Genomic DNA, 15,340 nt, shown 5'->3' on the forward strand with positions numbered 1-15,340 from the left:
ACTTATTCTTAATTTATTAACCTTTATTATTTGGATATGAAATTTGGAAGAGTACAAGACCCTGGTTCTATAGATTTTATATTGCCTGTGGACAATAGGGAAACAACCAGGGTTTTAAAAAAAACATCTACAGAAAAATTATCTGTATATGTAGGGTGTGCCAAGTGGAATAAACAAGATTTAAAAGGTTTTTACCCAAAGGGAACCAAGGACGAATTAGGGTATTATTCAAAACAGTTTAATTGTATAGAGCTTAATGCAACGTTTTACAGGATTTTTTCTGAAGATCAATTTAAGAAGTGGTATGATAAAACTCCGTATGGATTTAAGTTTTTTCCTAAGCTTGTACAAAACATATCGCATTTAAAAAGATTAAATGAAGATGTGCAGCCTTATGTAGATACGTACTTGTCTCATGTAGTGCACCTAAAAGAAAAACTGGGTACTATATTCTTGCAAATGCATAGTAATTTTAGTCCCAAAGATTTTGACAGAGTTGTAAGATTTATAGAAAAATGGCCAAGAGAGATACGTTTGGCTATAGAATTTAGACATACCGATTGGTTTAATGATCCTGTAGTTGCAAATGAGTTATATAATCTTCTGGAAAATAATAATATAACCAATATTATAACAGATACTGCTGGCAGAAGAGATCTTTTACACATGCGACTTACAAATGATGAGGCATTTATAAGGTATGTAGGGGCAAACCATGAGTCGGATTATGATAGGTTAGAGGATTGGACAAAAAGACTTGCAGAATGGAAAAAGCAAGGGATAAACAAGATACATTTTTTTATACACCAAAATATTGAATTAGAATCCCCTTTACTTTCTAAGCACTTTATAAATAAATTGAACAATCATTTAGAAACAAAATTAAATTTGCCAGATCATCCCTCAGATAATCTTATTTTGTTTTAGAGTATTTACTAGCTTTTTTTCTTGTTTAACGGTATTCCCTTACTTTTTAAATGTTAAAATTTTAACAAAAATTGTTTTTTAACGAATATATATGTATTTTGCCGATGTATTTTGAGATGTATTTGTGTGAAAACACTTTTTTTTCTTATGAATAGTATCTTAAGAGTACTAATAAAAATTACCCTGTAATCATTTAATTTAACTATATGAATAAACTTTTACTTAACACTATTTCTGCGGCTTTTTTATTGGTTATTAATATGGGATATTCACAGTCCGGTAATTTTATTGATTCATTTATTCTTGAGCAGGAAAACATATTATCGTCAAATTCTAATCCTTTTGTAAAACAAGATGCTATGCTTTTTGGAAAGGAGGTTTTTTCTTACACTTTTGATATTGATACAAGTAAGGATCATTTTGATCATGAACATGGCCATGAGGTTAGTTTGCTGGATGTAATAACATTAGATGAGGGAGCAGATTTTAATTGCTCAGGTGGTTTTTGTATGAACAAATCTCATTCTCATAAAAAAGGATTATCTCTTAAAAAACAGTTTTTTGATTACTTTATGAGTATTACTTGTTAAAATTATTTATTGATCTTGCAGGTTATTTTTTAATTAAGTTGAATTATGAATAGATATTCGTTTACTTTTGCAACTTAAATAAGAGATGTATGACTTTTTTAGAATTGGGAGTGTCCAAAGACCTTGATAAAGGTCTTAAAGAAATGGGAATTAGTGTGCCTACAAAAATACAGGAACAAGCAATTCCGGTATTGATAAATAGTCAAACTGATTTTATTGGCAAGGCACAAACAGGAACAGGAAAGACGGCAGCTTTTGGGATTCCTATATTATCTCAGATAGATCCTTCAAAGAAACATACGCAGGCTTTGATTTTGGCTCCGACAAGAGAACTTGGACAGCAAATAGCAAAACAACTTTTTAAATATACAAAATACACAGATAAAATTTTTACAGAATCTGTGTATGGTGGAGAGAAAATAGAAATACAGCTATCAAGACTTAAGAAACCTACACATATTATTGTGGCAACCCCGGGTAGATTAATTGATTTAATGAGCCGTAAAGCAATAGATATTTCTAAAATTAAAACTATAGTAATGGATGAGGCTGACGAAATGTTGAGTATGGGGTTTAAAAAAGATCTAACCACTATTTTGGCAAAAACTAAAGGAGACAGAAATATCTGGCTTTTTTCTGCAACAATGCCAGCCTCTTTAAACGAGATCATAAACTCTTATGTAAGTAATAATGCGGTAAAGGTTACTGTAGATAAAGATGATGCTGTTAATAAAGGTATTGAACATCAATTTGTTGTTGGGGATGAGGCGAACAAATTAGATACTTTAATTTATTTTTTAAAGACACAGAAAGATGGAAGGGGTATTGTTTTTACAAAAACTAAAGCTGCTGCAAGAACACTTTATAAGCAGTTAAAAGCTAAAAACTTTGAAGTAGGCTTGCTTGAAGGGGAAATGACTCAAAAAGATCGGGATAAGGTAATGAGAGCTTTTAGAAATAAAACATTACAATTATTGGTGTCTACAGATGTTGCGGCAAGAGGTATTGATGTGGCTAATTTGGCTTTTGTGTTACATTATCAATTGCCGGATCAAATAGAGTATTATACGCATAGAAGCGGAAGAACAGCAAGAGCGGGAAAAAAAGGAATATCCTTGGCCCTAGTGACAAAATCTGAAGTGAAAATCATTAGAGATTTGGAAAAAGAGCTAAGTATTAGATTTAATCAAATTAGATAAGAATGTAGTGTGTGTTTTTTTTCTAAAAAAAATCAAATAGTTTCTTTTTTATTTAGAGAGGATCCTATTTTGGAGATTACCGATAAAAGTTGTTCAAAATTTACGGGTTTAGAAAAATAATTATCAAAGCCAACATTTATAAATCGTTGTTCATCACCAGGCATGGCATAAGCGGTTACAGCAAAAACAGGAATATTTTTAAGTATATCTAGTTTGCGAAACCTTTGAAGTAACTCACAGCCATCCATTTGATTAAGCCCTAAATTTATATCCACAAGAATAAGATCCAGGCTTTCTTGCTTTACAATTTTAAGAGCTTGTGAGCCATTTTCTGCAATGATAACATCAGAATTATTTTTGGATAGCATTTTATCCATTACCATTGCATTTATTTTATTATCTTCTACGTAGAGGATTTTCATAGGCATTTCGGAATTATAATATTAAATTTAGTGCCTTTACCTATTTTGCTTTTTATTTTTATCTGTCCATCCAGTATCTCAATATATCTTTTAGATAAACTTAGACCAATACCGGTACCTTCATATTTTCGGCTTAAACCAATACTTTCTTGTACAAAAGGGTCAAATATTTTCTTAAAATTGTCTTTATCTACCCCAATTCCAGTATCAGTAACCGAAATATAAACATTATTTTTTGATTTTTTTGTTTTTATCTTAATTATTATGCCTCCTTTATTGGTGTATTTAATGGCATTGTGGATTATATTGTTTAATGCCGACTTAAATAAAGTTTGGTCGATTTTTACTTGCGGAGAGGTTGGGTCTAGCTCTAATTCGTAAGTAAGATCTTTTGCCTGAGCCATGTGTTTATGTTCTCTATACGAGGTTTCTACTGTATAATTAATATCGTATTCTTGTATGTTTAAATTGCTTTTTATCGCTTCTATTTCACTAAAATTAGATAAACTGTTAATGGTGTCCAGTAGTCTTTCTTTGCTTTCTTCTAAATACTCAATAAGTTTTTTTCTGTCTTCCGTTTTTTCTTCCTCCAGCAACAGTTTACTTATCGTCATTATTCCGTTTAAAGGAGTTCTTATTTCGTGGCTAAAGTTGGATAATATATTGGTTTTTAGGTTGTTTAACTCTTGTTCTTTGATGCGGGATTCTTTAATAGCTATTTCTGCTAATTTTTGTTCTGTAATATCATGAAAACTAACCAGAACCGAGTTTGTTTTTTTGTTTTGATTAAAAATAGGGGTGTATTTGGCTTCAAGCCACTGTAAATCACCTTTATGGGTAATTCGTTCAATTTCTTTTTTTACAATGTTTCCTTTTAATGCCTCATTAAACTCATGAGCAAAAGAATTTTTAAAATTAAGAGGGGTAACATCTATAAACCTGCAAGCTACTTTGGTAGGATCCACATTAAAATCTTGTTTTATGATTTCTATAGATTTTTCGTCTGTCATTAAGATTCTACCCTTGGTATCTAACAAAACCATATATGCAAATCCATTATTAACCATTGCTTGTAATCGGTTTTTGTTTTGGGATATGGTTTTTTCATTTTTCTTTTTTTGATTTACATCTATAAGATTACCAATCATTCTGGTAACCTCTCCTTTAGAATTTTTTCTTTTGAATCCATATACTTCATAATGCCTATAACCATCGTTAAGGTGTTTGACCCGATAATAATTGTAATAATAGTTGCCTTTTTCTTTAAAATTATCCAATCTTCTCTTAAGCATTTTTTCTTGGTCATCGGGGTGTATCATCTTGATAAACTCTTTTTCGGGAACAAAATCTTGATCCAGGGGTAATCCCAGCATTTTTTTAAAATCAGAACTGTAAAATACCTCATTCTTTTTTACATGATAATCAAACAGACCCGATTGTATCCCTTTTAAAGCTAAGTGTTTGGTTTCTTCACTATATTTTAATTTTTGAATATAGTTATGCCGGTCTGTAATATCTGTAATAGTACCATATACCTGGATTACTTCATTTTTGTATAGAACTGGTTTTCCGATAATTTTTACCCATTTTTCATTTCCTTTATCAGTAATAATTTTCTCGGTACATTCGTGTGCTTTTTTTTCGTCAATAATCTTTTTAAGATAATTTTCTACTCTTGTTCTGGACTCTTTAGGGTAGAAATTAGTATTATTGGTTAAAGCAGTATCAGTGTCAGATTCTTTTATTTTATAACAACCCTTAGACCAGTAAATCTCATTGTTTTTAGGATTAAAATGCCAAGCACCTGTCTTGGTTAATTTTGAAATAGTAAGTAGCGATTTATGTTCTTTATGCTCTTCTGTGGTATCTATTCCTGTAGCGTAAATTAGATTGTTATACAGCGTAAAATCAAATTTAAGGGATATTATACCTTCTTTTGCAACAGGAAAACTAAAAGACTCACTTTTTATATGATTTTCATTAGATAAACAGAAAACTAATCGTTTAAAAACTTCAACATTTTCGTCTAATATAAAATCAGTAATGTATTTTCCTTTAATTTCATTTTTGCAAAAAGGAAATAGTATGTTACATCTGCTATTGCAAGAGATTATTGTTCCGTCTTTTTTTAAAATAAAGAGGAAAAGAAGTGTTTTTTCAGATAAAATTTTAAATTCTTCTAAGGTGAATGGCATAAGTACAAGTTAATTCTACTTAAAGTTACAAAATGATTTGTGATCGAGATAGATTTTATCAGCAAGATTTCTTTTTTTCTTTTCTAACGCAAAATCCAAAGTTTGGATTAAGATTCTATTTGTACAGAATACTAAGGCTCTGGTTTATAATAGCGTTGATAGTTGTGAAAACATATATTTAATTGATTTAAATATGTTTATTTCATCCTAAAATCCTTCCCTTCGGGAAGGACTTTTGGCTCGTCCTAAAAAAGTTTACAGATTATTAACTAAATCCTGGTATAGGTTTATAATTTTTGACATCCTTACTTCTGGGTGGGGATGGGATATACTGAGTTTCGATAAAATTATCAATGCTATTATCTATTATAAACTAGAGCCAATACTAAAAATTGAACTAGTTTTAATGGGACATAGATAGAAATTAGTTGTCCTTATTATTAACAAAATTCTTTAAATCTTCAAAACTACGGCAATGATTTGCGTAATGAATAGAGTTTTGCTGTTGCTTGAAATAGTTTAGTACGACCGACTCTTCTTCATCGCTTTCGTTTTGATTTAAATCTATTGTTTTTTCTTCAACTTCTTTTAAAATATTGATGTCAGCACTTTGTTTTACAAAAACATTTTTTATCCCAACAGGCAAACCTTCTTTAACAGTTAATGCTATAGACACACCAAACAAAATTTCTGGTTTAGTTTCTAAGCCTATATTAATTAAATGGGTTTCAAATTCATCCCAATCTAAATTTTTGCATAAAAAATAAATATTTCGTTGAATTATTTTGGCAGGGAAACTCCTGTATCTATGCCCCTCTGTACAAGTTTCGGCAATAATAGCGCCATCCTCTTCTTTAATAATAAAAGGAGCCTTTACTATTTTGTTATTATTATTTGTGTTAACATAATACAAATGATAACTACCTGTATAATATTTACTTAAAATGTTGTGGTAAGATGAGTTTTTCAGAACATTATATTCAGATGGGAGACCTGTGTTTTCCACTCCTACTTGGTCAACGGTGATTTGTGGTGTTCCATATTTCCAATTATCCCATTCTTTTTGAGAAATATTTAAGAAAACAAGTAATACATTTAGCTTCAATTGTTTTGGTTCACCATTATTCCAATAACTTTGTATCGTTTTTCCGCTAATCCATGAAAAAGGTAATTTATTTTTGTGCGTTATTAAAAAATCTGTAAAATCTTCAATAGTTCTAAATTCGTATTTTTCAGATAAAGAATAATAAAAATCTTTTCCTATAATAAGAGATTCTAAAACCAATCGAGGATCTTCAATTACTTTTTCAGTAATAAAACTGTTTATATAATTTGATATATAATTAAAATGAGATCTGGTAAAGGACTGCCATTCTAACCTGGAGGTTCTTAAAGATAGATAAGAAAGTATCCTTTCATCATGTTCTATAGCTCTTTTAATATGCAAAAACCCCATATAATTTTTTTATAACAGATTGTTAATTTACTCATGAACCAAGATAACAAAAGTTCTGCTTATTATCATAAATCTTATAAAAACCATGAAAACAGCCATAATTAAAGCTTGATAACCAAGTAAAATTATTATATGGATATCGCGATCCTATTAAAAACAACAAATATAAACACATGAAATGAGTATTATTGGTTTTTGGCTAGATCCAAATTTGGTTGTGCTATTTTAAGTACTTTAAGATACATATTAGTTTTCGTATCAAAAACGCCTTCAATAGTATGTATTTTAGTTTTTAACAGTTCCATTAAATGATTCATATCTCTACATTGCACATTTAATTCTAAGTCAAATTCACCTGAAGTTATCGCTAAAAAGCTTACCTCTGGGATATCAATAAGTTTTTCGCTAACCTCATGCAATAATGTTTTTGGTTTAACGCTTATCAATACACTTGTATACGCATTAAAGCCAATTGCTTCTGGATTAACTCTCCCTATAATTTTTAAAGTATCATTCCCTATTAAGGCTACATACCTGTTTCGTACTGTACTTACAGCTATTTTTAGCTTAGAAGCTATATTTGTAAAAGACATTCTTCCATCTTCCTGAAGAAGCTTTAATATTTCAAAATCAAGATTATCTGACATAATGTTATTGATGTACTTTGTAAAATATTTCAATTATACAGTAAATACGATAAAATATGCATAATTGTTTTGATTTATTGTATATAATGCTAAAATATTCAATTTTTTGTGTATTATTAAGCTATTAGGTAAGTTTTTAAGAAAATAAAAAGGTCATGACTAAAAGATGACCAAAATTTAATTCATTAAAATATTGATTATTAATTATTTGAGTGTTTTAAAAAAATACATTTGACACCTTTTTAGAACCGTTTGACAAATAGATATTGCAATAGAATAAATATTCAAAAACGTAATTTAATTTAGTAAACTTAAATTTATGATAAAAATTATTTTTAAACTCATTCTTTTAACAGGCGTATTTTGCATGGTTAGTTTTGTGAGTTTTGGACAGAACGTAAAAGGGACAGTCCGAGCCTTTGGAAGTAATGAATTACTTGCAGGAGTAAATGTTATCATTAAAGAAACCACAAATGGAGTTGTTACCGACTTTGATGGTAATTATGAAATTACAGCAAATGCTGAAGATGTTTTAGTATTCAGCTATATTGGTTTCATAACCAAAGAAGCCACGGTGGGAACAAATAGCATTATAAATATGGAGATGCAGGAAGACTCTCAACAACTTGATGATGTTGTTCTGGTTGGCTATGGAACTCAGAAAAAAAGCCAGATAACAGGGGCTATTTCTTCTATCAAGAACAAAGATTTTAAGGACAAACCTAATGCAAATCTATCCAGTAGTATTCAAGGTAAAGTATCTGGGCTTAATGTAACAACACCTTCTGGTACACCTGGTGCAGGTTTGCTGGTAAGTGTAAGAGGTAATAGTAATCCTTTGTATGTGGTTGATGGAATCCCGTTGGTAAGCGAAAGCAATTCGGCTTTGTCAACATCGTTTGATACGGACAGAAATATTGTTGGTAAAGGGCAAAATATTTCTTCGGTTTCAGATATTAACCCCAATGACATTGAAAGCATAGAAATTTTAAAAGACGCGTCTGCCTCATCCATTTATGGAGCTAGAGCTGCTAATGGTGTTATCCTTATAACCACTAAAAGAGGTAAAGATGGTAAAACATCTTTTAATTTCAATACCTATACGGGCTTTCAAAAAGTAGCACGAAAAATAGAGTTTTTAAACTCAAACCAATTTGTCGAACTTATTGAAGAAGGCAGAGCAAATGATTTGAATGCATATAATCAAGACAATTCTATTTTTGGTGCTGGTTTTGATCCTTCTATACTTACAGATTCTTTAGAAAATTTTAATCTAGATGGTACTGATACCGTTTGGTTAGATGAAGTATTAAGAACAGCCATGATTAATAATTATGAATTTTCGACCAAAGGGGGGAGTGAAAAAACAAAATATTTTATAAGCGGCAGCTATTTTAATCAAGAAGGGATTGTAATTGAAAGTTTTTATAAAAGATATAATTTTAGACTTAATTTGGATCATAAGGTAAATGATAAATTTAACATAGGGTCTAGTATATCTACTTCTTTTTCTAATAACAGAAGAAGTTTTAATGATAATACATATACAGGTATTATTACTAATGCGCTAGGTGCATCTCCTTTAATGCCTGTTTATAATGCAGATGGTAGTTATGCATCTTTTGAAGATTATCAAGCAAGTTGGTTATCTGACAATCCTGTTAAATCTGCAAAAGAAATTAGAGCTTTTACAAAATCCTACCGTTTTTTGGGTAGTGCTTTTGCAAGTTATAAAATCACTCCAGAGCTAATATTTAAAACTACTCTGTCGGCAGATTATAACCAACTTAAGGACAACCAATTCTTATCCCCTCTTACTGCTGATGCAGAAGCTGTTAGTGGAGAAGCACTGGAAGGAAATTTTACAGGAACTACATTACTGACCGAGAACACTTTTAACTACTCAAAAACATTTGGAGAAAGTGATCTAAATATTTTGCTGGGTACTTCGCTGCAAAAAACATCTTCTACCCAGTCTAGAATAGTTGGCCAAGGGTTTCCTACAGGAGGTATTGAAAATATTTCGGGAGCAGCTAATATTATTGGAGCTACATCAACAGGAACTTCTTTTTCATTGCTTTCATATTTTGGAAGGTTAAATTATGGATTTAAAGGAAGGTATCTATTGACGGGTACAATTAGAGCAGATGGTTCTTCAAGATTTGCAAAAGACAAACGATTTGGTTATTTCCCATCAGCCTCTTTTGCATGGAGAGTTTTTCAAGAAGATTTTTTTCCAAAAGAAGGCATGTTCAATGACTTGAAATTTAGACTTAGTTATGGACTTACAGGAGATCAGGAAATTGGAGATTTTCAAAATGTAAATTTTTACAGATCATCTAATTATAACGGACAAGCGGGTATTAATCTTAGAAATATTGCAGACCCTAATCTTACTTGGCAAAGCAATAAAACACTTAATGTAGGTATCGATTTTGGCTTATTTTCTAATAAATTGAATGGTAGTTTTGAGATATTTAAATCGAATAAAACAGATATTTTAAGTGAAGATGTTATTCCAGGAACTAATGGATTTGCTACTGTAACAAGGAATGGTGGTGAAATTGAAAATAAAGGATTCGAATTTAATATTTCGTATAACGCTATAAATACCGTAGATTTTAAATGGAACATAAATTTTAACTATACAAATGTAAAAAACACTATCAAAAAATTAAATACAGATAATGTTCTATTAAACGCTTATAATGATTTAGCTCCTACACATGTATTACAAGTTGGGCAACCTGTAGGATCCTTTTGGGGTTTAAAGTATTTGGGTGTAGATACACAAACTGGTGATCCTATGTATCAAGATTTGGATGGAAATGGAGAAATTGACGGTGATGATGCACAAATAATAGGTAGTGCTTTACCTAAAGGCTTTGGAGGAATCACTAATACCGTAAACTGGAAGAATTTTGACTTTTCCCTTTTTGTACGCTTTTCTTATGGAAACGAGGTTTACAATTTAATACGTCCTACCTACGAAAACTTAGGCTATGGTAATGATGGAGGTTTATCATCTGTTTATGCAAATAATTCAACAAATGTTCTTGATAGATGGAGACAGCCTGGTGATCAAGCCGAATATCCAAGAGCTTCTTTTATCAATGCCAATTTTTACGAAGGCTCTACTCAATTTCTAGAAAATGGAAGCTTTATTAGAATTCAAAACGCAACCCTAGGGTATACTTTTAAAAAGATTGAATTTGTTGACGATTTGAGATTGTATTTAGAAGGTCAAAATCTTTACTTATTTTCAAAATACAAAGGTTTTGATCCGGAAGTAAGTTCTACGGGAGGTTCCGATGCAAGAACCGCAGGAGTCGATTATGGAGCCTACCCACAAGCCAGAACATTCCTAATAGGGCTAAATATAGGGTTTTAAACTCTATAAATAACAAAAACAAAAAAATCAAATCAATGAATTTATAACCAGAGGTTTATAATTGAAAAAATAACGATGGATGTCTTGTTATCATTAAAAAAATAAATATAAACAGATGAAATACTTAGTTAAAATTATACTATTTATATCCATTACTACATTTTTTATATCCTGTAGTGATGTGTTGGATGAAACTTCTCCAAATGATATTGATGCTTCAAATGCCATAAATAATGCATCAAGTGCAAATAATGCGCTTATCGGTATTTATAGTACGATGCGCCAGACGGCCTATTATGGAGGCGAATACTTGTTACTTTCTGAAGGAATGTCTAAAAATGCAACAACAGGAGGTTTTGATGATCCTAATTTAGATGAAATAGGGGAACAAAATGTAACACCTTCAAATACAATAATAGAAGGAATATGGATTGGGATTTATAATACCATTGCCAATTCAAATAGACTGCTAGAAGCATTGTCAAATATTTCGGATCTCGACGCTTCTCAAAAAAATCATATAGAAGCTCAAGCCATTACCATTCGAGCTATGGCACATTTTGATTTGTTAAGGTATTTTGGTGAACATTGGGATAATGCTTCCAAATATGGAATACCAATAATAAACTCGGTTCCGGCTATAACAGATATTCCAAACAGAGCATCGGTAGCTCAAAACTATGAGTTTATAGAAACAGAACTAAATACTGCTTTAAGTAAAATAAATGATGAAAGTAGAGATGTTGCATTTATAAATAAAGCAACAATTAATGGTTTATTAGCAAGAGTTTATCTGTATGATAAAAAATATCCATTAGCTATAACACATGCAAATGAAGTAATTAATGATGGTGCTTATGGTTTATTACCTATAGCAGATTACGCATCTATTTTTAATAACAGGCAAACATCAGAAAGCATTTTTGAATTGGTTTTCGATTCACAAAATAACAGTAATTATAATTCTTATACGTATTCCAGAGATGATGCTTTAAGAACTGAAACTATATATTTATCTGGTTCTGAGCTTAACGCCTATTTTACTAATAATCCGGATGATTTAAGAGCTGGTATGCTCAATTATTCAACAGATGATAATGATGAAAGTATTACCTCAGACGGAAGTGGAAGAACACAAAAATACAGAGGTGAAAAAACAAAAGATAATCCAGCATTTATACTTCGTTTTGCAGAAATACATTTAATAATTGCAGAAGCCAAAGGTTTAACCAATGGACTCGCAGATTTAAACAACTTTAGAATGCAACGTGGCCTGCTTGCTGTAAACCCAACCAATAATGATGAGTTTATTAACATTATTTTAGATGAAATACGTGCTGAGTTTAATTTTGAAGGGCACTATTATTTTAATTTAGCTCGTACTGGTAAAATTGAAGAACGCTTAGCTATAGAACCCTATAAGGCTATCCTACCAATTCCTTTAAGAGAAATAACAGCTTCTGAGGGAAGTATTGAACAAAATCCGGGATATTAATTTTTTAATTAGTTATGAGAACAAGAACTTTTGGATTAAGTCTGTTAGGAAATGCATTTGCAAAATCTTTAGAAATTGCTAAGATAGAAAACGTAGAGATTGGCTTATCGCGTAGAACCTTTTTTAAGAAATCAGCTCAGGCAGCTGCATTACTTGGCTTAACAACTTCTTGTTACTCTTCTTTAATTAATGAAGAAAAGAACAAAAATATTGTAATAATTGGAGGAGGTATTGCAGGGCTTAGTGCTGCATATAGATTAAAAAAATATGGAATTGATGCACAAATATATGAAGCCTCTATACGAACAAGTGGAAGAATACTTACTGTGAAAAATGTTATGGCGCAAGGATTAACTACCGATATGGGAGGTGAATTTATTGATAGCAGCCATTATGAAATGCTTGCGCTTTGTAGAGATTTAGATATAGAATTATATGATACGATGAATCATGAAGAAAATAAGTTGATTAATCGTTCTGCACATATAAATGGTAAAAATAGTACAGAAAAAGATTTAATTAAGGCATTCGAACCTATTTCTGAGCAAATTTTAAACGATATCAACAAACTTTCAGACAACATTCATTTTTCCACTGCAAATGAAGACGAAAAAAGGTTTGACCAAATGTCAATTGCTGATTATTTAAAGAATTTAGGAGTTTCAGGTTGGTTTTATGATTTGTTTGATGCTGCATATACCAGTGAGATGAGCGTAGATATTGAAAATCAATCCGCCTTAAATATGCTTACGTTTCTTATGGATTCATATTTACATTTTGATGGTAGCGACGAGAGATTCAAGGTAAAAGGAGGAACACAAACTATTACAGATAAACTTACAGAGCTATTAAAGGGTCAAATTCATTTGGAATATTATTTAAAAGAGGTTTCATTACAAAATGAAAAATATGTTTTAGATTTTTCAAACGGAGAGTCCATTATTGCAGATTTTGTTATTATGGCAATTCCGTTTACAAAACTAAAAGAAGTCTCTCTGCAAATTCCAATTTCCCCTGTTAAGAGAAAAGCAATTAACGAACTTAGATTAGGTTCTGGTTCGAAACTATTTATTGGAATGAATAAACGCCTTTGGCGAGAACAAGGTTTTTCTGGATATGTAATGAACGATGTTTTTCAAACAGGATGGGACAATTCACAATGTCAAAATTATAATAGTGAAGCAGGTGGTTACACCCTTTTATTAGGAGGAAAAAAAGGCTTGAACGCTAAAAATAAAGATATTGAAACCTATATGAATACTCTGGATGAAGTTTTTCCAGGTTTTTCAAAAGCGCACAATGGCGTAAAGACTGGGTTTAATTGGAGTATGTTTCCTTTTTCTTATGGAAGTTATACAACCTACGAAGTAGGGCAATGGACCTCTTTTGGAGGCGTAGAGGCAGAACCAGAAGGCAACATTTTTTTTGCAGGCGAACATTGCTCTAGAGCGTATCAAGGATTTATGAATGGAGCAGTTCACACTGGTTATATGGCAGTTGAAAACATCTTACAAAAAATAATTAATTCAAATAATATTTAAAAGATTGAAAAAGAATAAAAACATATCGCTTTTTTTACAAAAAGCATTTATTGATGGGCAGTGGGTTGATGCTTTAAATCAATCAACACACACCATTTTTAACCCCTATGATCAATCTGTTATAGGGACAGTTCCTGATATGGGGAAAGCAGAAACTAAATCTGCTATAAATGCAGCCCAAAATGCCTTTTCAGTATGGAAATCTTATACAGCCTCAGAACGCTCAAACATCTTAAAAACATGGTTTGATTTAATCATAGATAACAAAGAAGAATTAGCGACCATTCTTACATTAGAACAAGGTAAACCAATTTCTGAAGCTCGTGGTGAAATTGTTTATGGAGCATCTTTTATTGAGTGGTTTGCTGAAGAAGCAAAACGTGTTTATGGTGATATAATACCTGGTCACGGACGTGATAAACGTATTTGGGTAACTAAAGAACCTATTGGTGTGGTTGCTGCAATAACCCCTTGGAATTTTCCTATGGCTATGATTACCAGAAAAATAGCTCCAGCCTTGGCTGCAGGCTGTACTGTGGTTGTTAAACCTGCAGAAGATACTCCATATAGTGCTTTGGCTTTAGCAAAATTAGCTGAGCTTGCAGGATTTCCAAAAGGAGTTATTAATATTATAACAACATCCAACCCTGTCGAAATTGGCAATGAATTATGCGCAAATTCATTAGTTAGGAAATTATCTTTTACAGGTTCAACTCCTGTCGGAAAATTATTGATGAAACAGTGTGCTGATACGGTTAAGAAAATATCATTAGAGTTGGGTGGAAATGCACCATTTATAGTTTTAGACGACGCTAATATTGATAATGCCGTCGATGGAGCCATTGCTTCAAAATTTAGAAATGCAGGTCAAACCTGTGTTTGTACCAACAGAATATATATTCAAGAGGCAATTTATGAGCAATTTGCAATTAAGTTTTCTGAAAAAGTAAAGCACCTTAAAATAGGGAATGGTATGGATGATAGTACCATTATAGGTCCGCTTATTAATAACAAAGCAACTCAAAAAGTAACACGTTTGGTAGACAATGCACTTCAAAAAGGTGCTAAAATGATTTGGCAAAGTGATGAAGGTTTAGAGAATGAAAATTTCTGTAAAACAATGATTTTGGGAGATGTAGATTATAGAATGGATATTGCCAATGAAGAAATATTTGGGCCTGTTGCCACTTTATTTAGATTTAAAACAGATGAAGAAGTTGTTAAAATGGCAAATGACACACCATTTGGTTTAGCTTCTTATTTCTATGGGCAAGATATAAACCGCGTTATAAAATTGGCAGAACAGCTAGAATACGGAATGGTAGGTATTAATACAGGAATGATATCTACAGCAGTCGCCCCATTTGGGGGTATTAAAGAAAGTGGCATAGGTCGTGAGGGTTCCAAATACGGAATCGATGATTATTTAGAAATTAAGTACATGTGTATAGGTGGTATTGAATAACATTTAGATTAT

Annotated in this window: 11 protein-coding genes; 7 read left to right on the top strand and 4 right to left on the bottom strand. The window is 31.4% G+C overall.

Features of this window, described 5'->3' with window-relative positions; translation table 11 throughout:
- The first annotated feature begins 36 nt into the window (after positions 1 to 36).
- The 3 genes from ACZIYX_RS02840 to ACZIYX_RS02850 all read left to right on the top strand — a co-directional run bounded on the left by ACZIYX_RS02840 (position 37) and on the right by ACZIYX_RS02850 (position 2,716).
- Positions 37 to 927: a DUF72 domain-containing protein gene (locus tag ACZIYX_RS02840; RefSeq protein ID WP_462680682.1), complete on the top strand. Its 891-nt coding sequence runs from the start codon at positions 37 to 39 to the stop codon at positions 925 to 927.
- Positions 928 to 1,133: 206 nt separating this feature from the next.
- On the top strand, positions 1,134 to 1,517 hold the full coding sequence (locus ACZIYX_RS02845; RefSeq protein ID WP_462680683.1) for a hypothetical protein: 384 nt from the start codon (positions 1,134 to 1,136) through the stop codon (positions 1,515 to 1,517).
- Positions 1,518 to 1,606: 89 nt separating this feature from the next.
- Positions 1,607 to 2,716, top strand: a complete 1,110-nt coding sequence (locus ACZIYX_RS02850; RefSeq protein ID WP_462680684.1) for a DEAD/DEAH box helicase — start codon at positions 1,607 to 1,609, stop codon at positions 2,714 to 2,716.
- A 32-nt stretch (positions 2,717 to 2,748) separates the two neighbouring features.
- Here ACZIYX_RS02850 and ACZIYX_RS02855 read toward each other — a convergent pair whose 3' ends face one another.
- From ACZIYX_RS02855 to ACZIYX_RS02870, 4 genes are all read right to left on the bottom strand, one after another.
- Positions 2,749 to 3,138: a response regulator gene (locus tag ACZIYX_RS02855; RefSeq protein ID WP_462680685.1), complete on the bottom strand. Its 390-nt coding sequence runs from the start codon at positions 3,136 to 3,138 to the stop codon at positions 2,749 to 2,751.
- A complete protein-coding gene (locus ACZIYX_RS02860; protein ID WP_462680686.1) occupies positions 3,135 to 5,333 on the bottom strand; it encodes an ATP-binding protein in 2,199 nt (732 codons plus the stop codon). Before ACZIYX_RS02860 ends, ACZIYX_RS02855 begins: the two co-directional genes overlap by 4 nt.
- A gap of 424 nt (positions 5,334 to 5,757) precedes the next feature.
- A complete protein-coding gene (locus tag ACZIYX_RS02865; RefSeq protein WP_462680687.1) occupies positions 5,758 to 6,789 on the bottom strand; it encodes a hypothetical protein in 1,032 nt (343 codons plus the stop codon).
- Between the two features lie 185 nt (positions 6,790 to 6,974).
- On the bottom strand, positions 6,975 to 7,436 hold the full coding sequence (locus tag ACZIYX_RS02870; RefSeq protein WP_462680688.1) for an Lrp/AsnC family transcriptional regulator: 462 nt from the start codon (positions 7,434 to 7,436) through the stop codon (positions 6,975 to 6,977).
- A gap of 319 nt (positions 7,437 to 7,755) precedes the next feature.
- Between ACZIYX_RS02870 and ACZIYX_RS02875 the strand changes: the two genes are divergently transcribed.
- The 4 genes from ACZIYX_RS02875 (at position 7,756) to ACZIYX_RS02890 (ending at position 15,328) form a co-directional block, all read left to right on the top strand.
- Complete coding sequence (locus ACZIYX_RS02875) at positions 7,756 to 10,827, top strand: SusC/RagA family TonB-linked outer membrane protein (protein WP_462680689.1); 3,072 nt, start codon at positions 7,756 to 7,758, stop codon at positions 10,825 to 10,827.
- A 115-nt stretch (positions 10,828 to 10,942) separates the two neighbouring features.
- Positions 10,943 to 12,322 carry a RagB/SusD family nutrient uptake outer membrane protein gene (locus ACZIYX_RS02880; RefSeq protein ID WP_462680690.1) on the top strand — a complete coding sequence of 460 codons (1,380 nt, stop codon included), beginning with the start codon at positions 10,943 to 10,945 and terminating at the stop codon, positions 12,320 to 12,322.
- A 14-nt stretch (positions 12,323 to 12,336) separates the two neighbouring features.
- The gene (locus ACZIYX_RS02885) at positions 12,337 to 13,863 is read left to right on the top strand and encodes a flavin monoamine oxidase family protein (protein ID WP_462680691.1); all 1,527 of its coding nucleotides are present in this window, start codon (positions 12,337 to 12,339) and stop codon (positions 13,861 to 13,863) included.
- A gap of 4 nt (positions 13,864 to 13,867) precedes the next feature.
- Positions 13,868 to 15,328, top strand: a complete 1,461-nt coding sequence (locus ACZIYX_RS02890; RefSeq protein ID WP_462680692.1) for an NAD-dependent succinate-semialdehyde dehydrogenase — start codon at positions 13,868 to 13,870, stop codon at positions 15,326 to 15,328.
- Positions 15,329 to 15,340: the final 12 nt, after the last annotated feature.

It is taken from the genome of Aquimarina sp. (assembly GCF_977115655.1).

Coding starts and splice junctions, on each gene's coding strand:
- ACZIYX_RS02865 (WP_462680687.1), bottom strand. CDS start 6,789: ATGGGGTTTTTGCATATTAAAAGAGCTATAGAACATGATGAAAGGATA.
- ACZIYX_RS02885 (WP_462680691.1), top strand. CDS start 12,337: ATGAGAACAAGAACTTTTGGATTAAGTCTGTTAGGAAATGCATTTGCA.
- ACZIYX_RS02870 (WP_462680688.1), bottom strand. CDS start 7,436: ATGTCAGATAATCTTGATTTTGAAATATTAAAGCTTCTTCAGGAAGAT.
- ACZIYX_RS02880 (WP_462680690.1), top strand. CDS start 10,943: ATGAAATACTTAGTTAAAATTATACTATTTATATCCATTACTACATTT.
- ACZIYX_RS02875 (WP_462680689.1), top strand. CDS start 7,756: ATGATAAAAATTATTTTTAAACTCATTCTTTTAACAGGCGTATTTTGC.
- ACZIYX_RS02845 (WP_462680683.1), top strand. CDS start 1,134: ATGAATAAACTTTTACTTAACACTATTTCTGCGGCTTTTTTATTGGTT.
- ACZIYX_RS02840 (WP_462680682.1), top strand. CDS start 37: ATGAAATTTGGAAGAGTACAAGACCCTGGTTCTATAGATTTTATATTG.
- ACZIYX_RS02855 (WP_462680685.1), bottom strand. CDS start 3,138: ATGAAAATCCTCTACGTAGAAGATAATAAAATAAATGCAATGGTAATG.
- ACZIYX_RS02860 (WP_462680686.1), bottom strand. CDS start 5,333: ATGCCATTCACCTTAGAAGAATTTAAAATTTTATCTGAAAAAACACTT.
- ACZIYX_RS02850 (WP_462680684.1), top strand. CDS start 1,607: ATGACTTTTTTAGAATTGGGAGTGTCCAAAGACCTTGATAAAGGTCTT.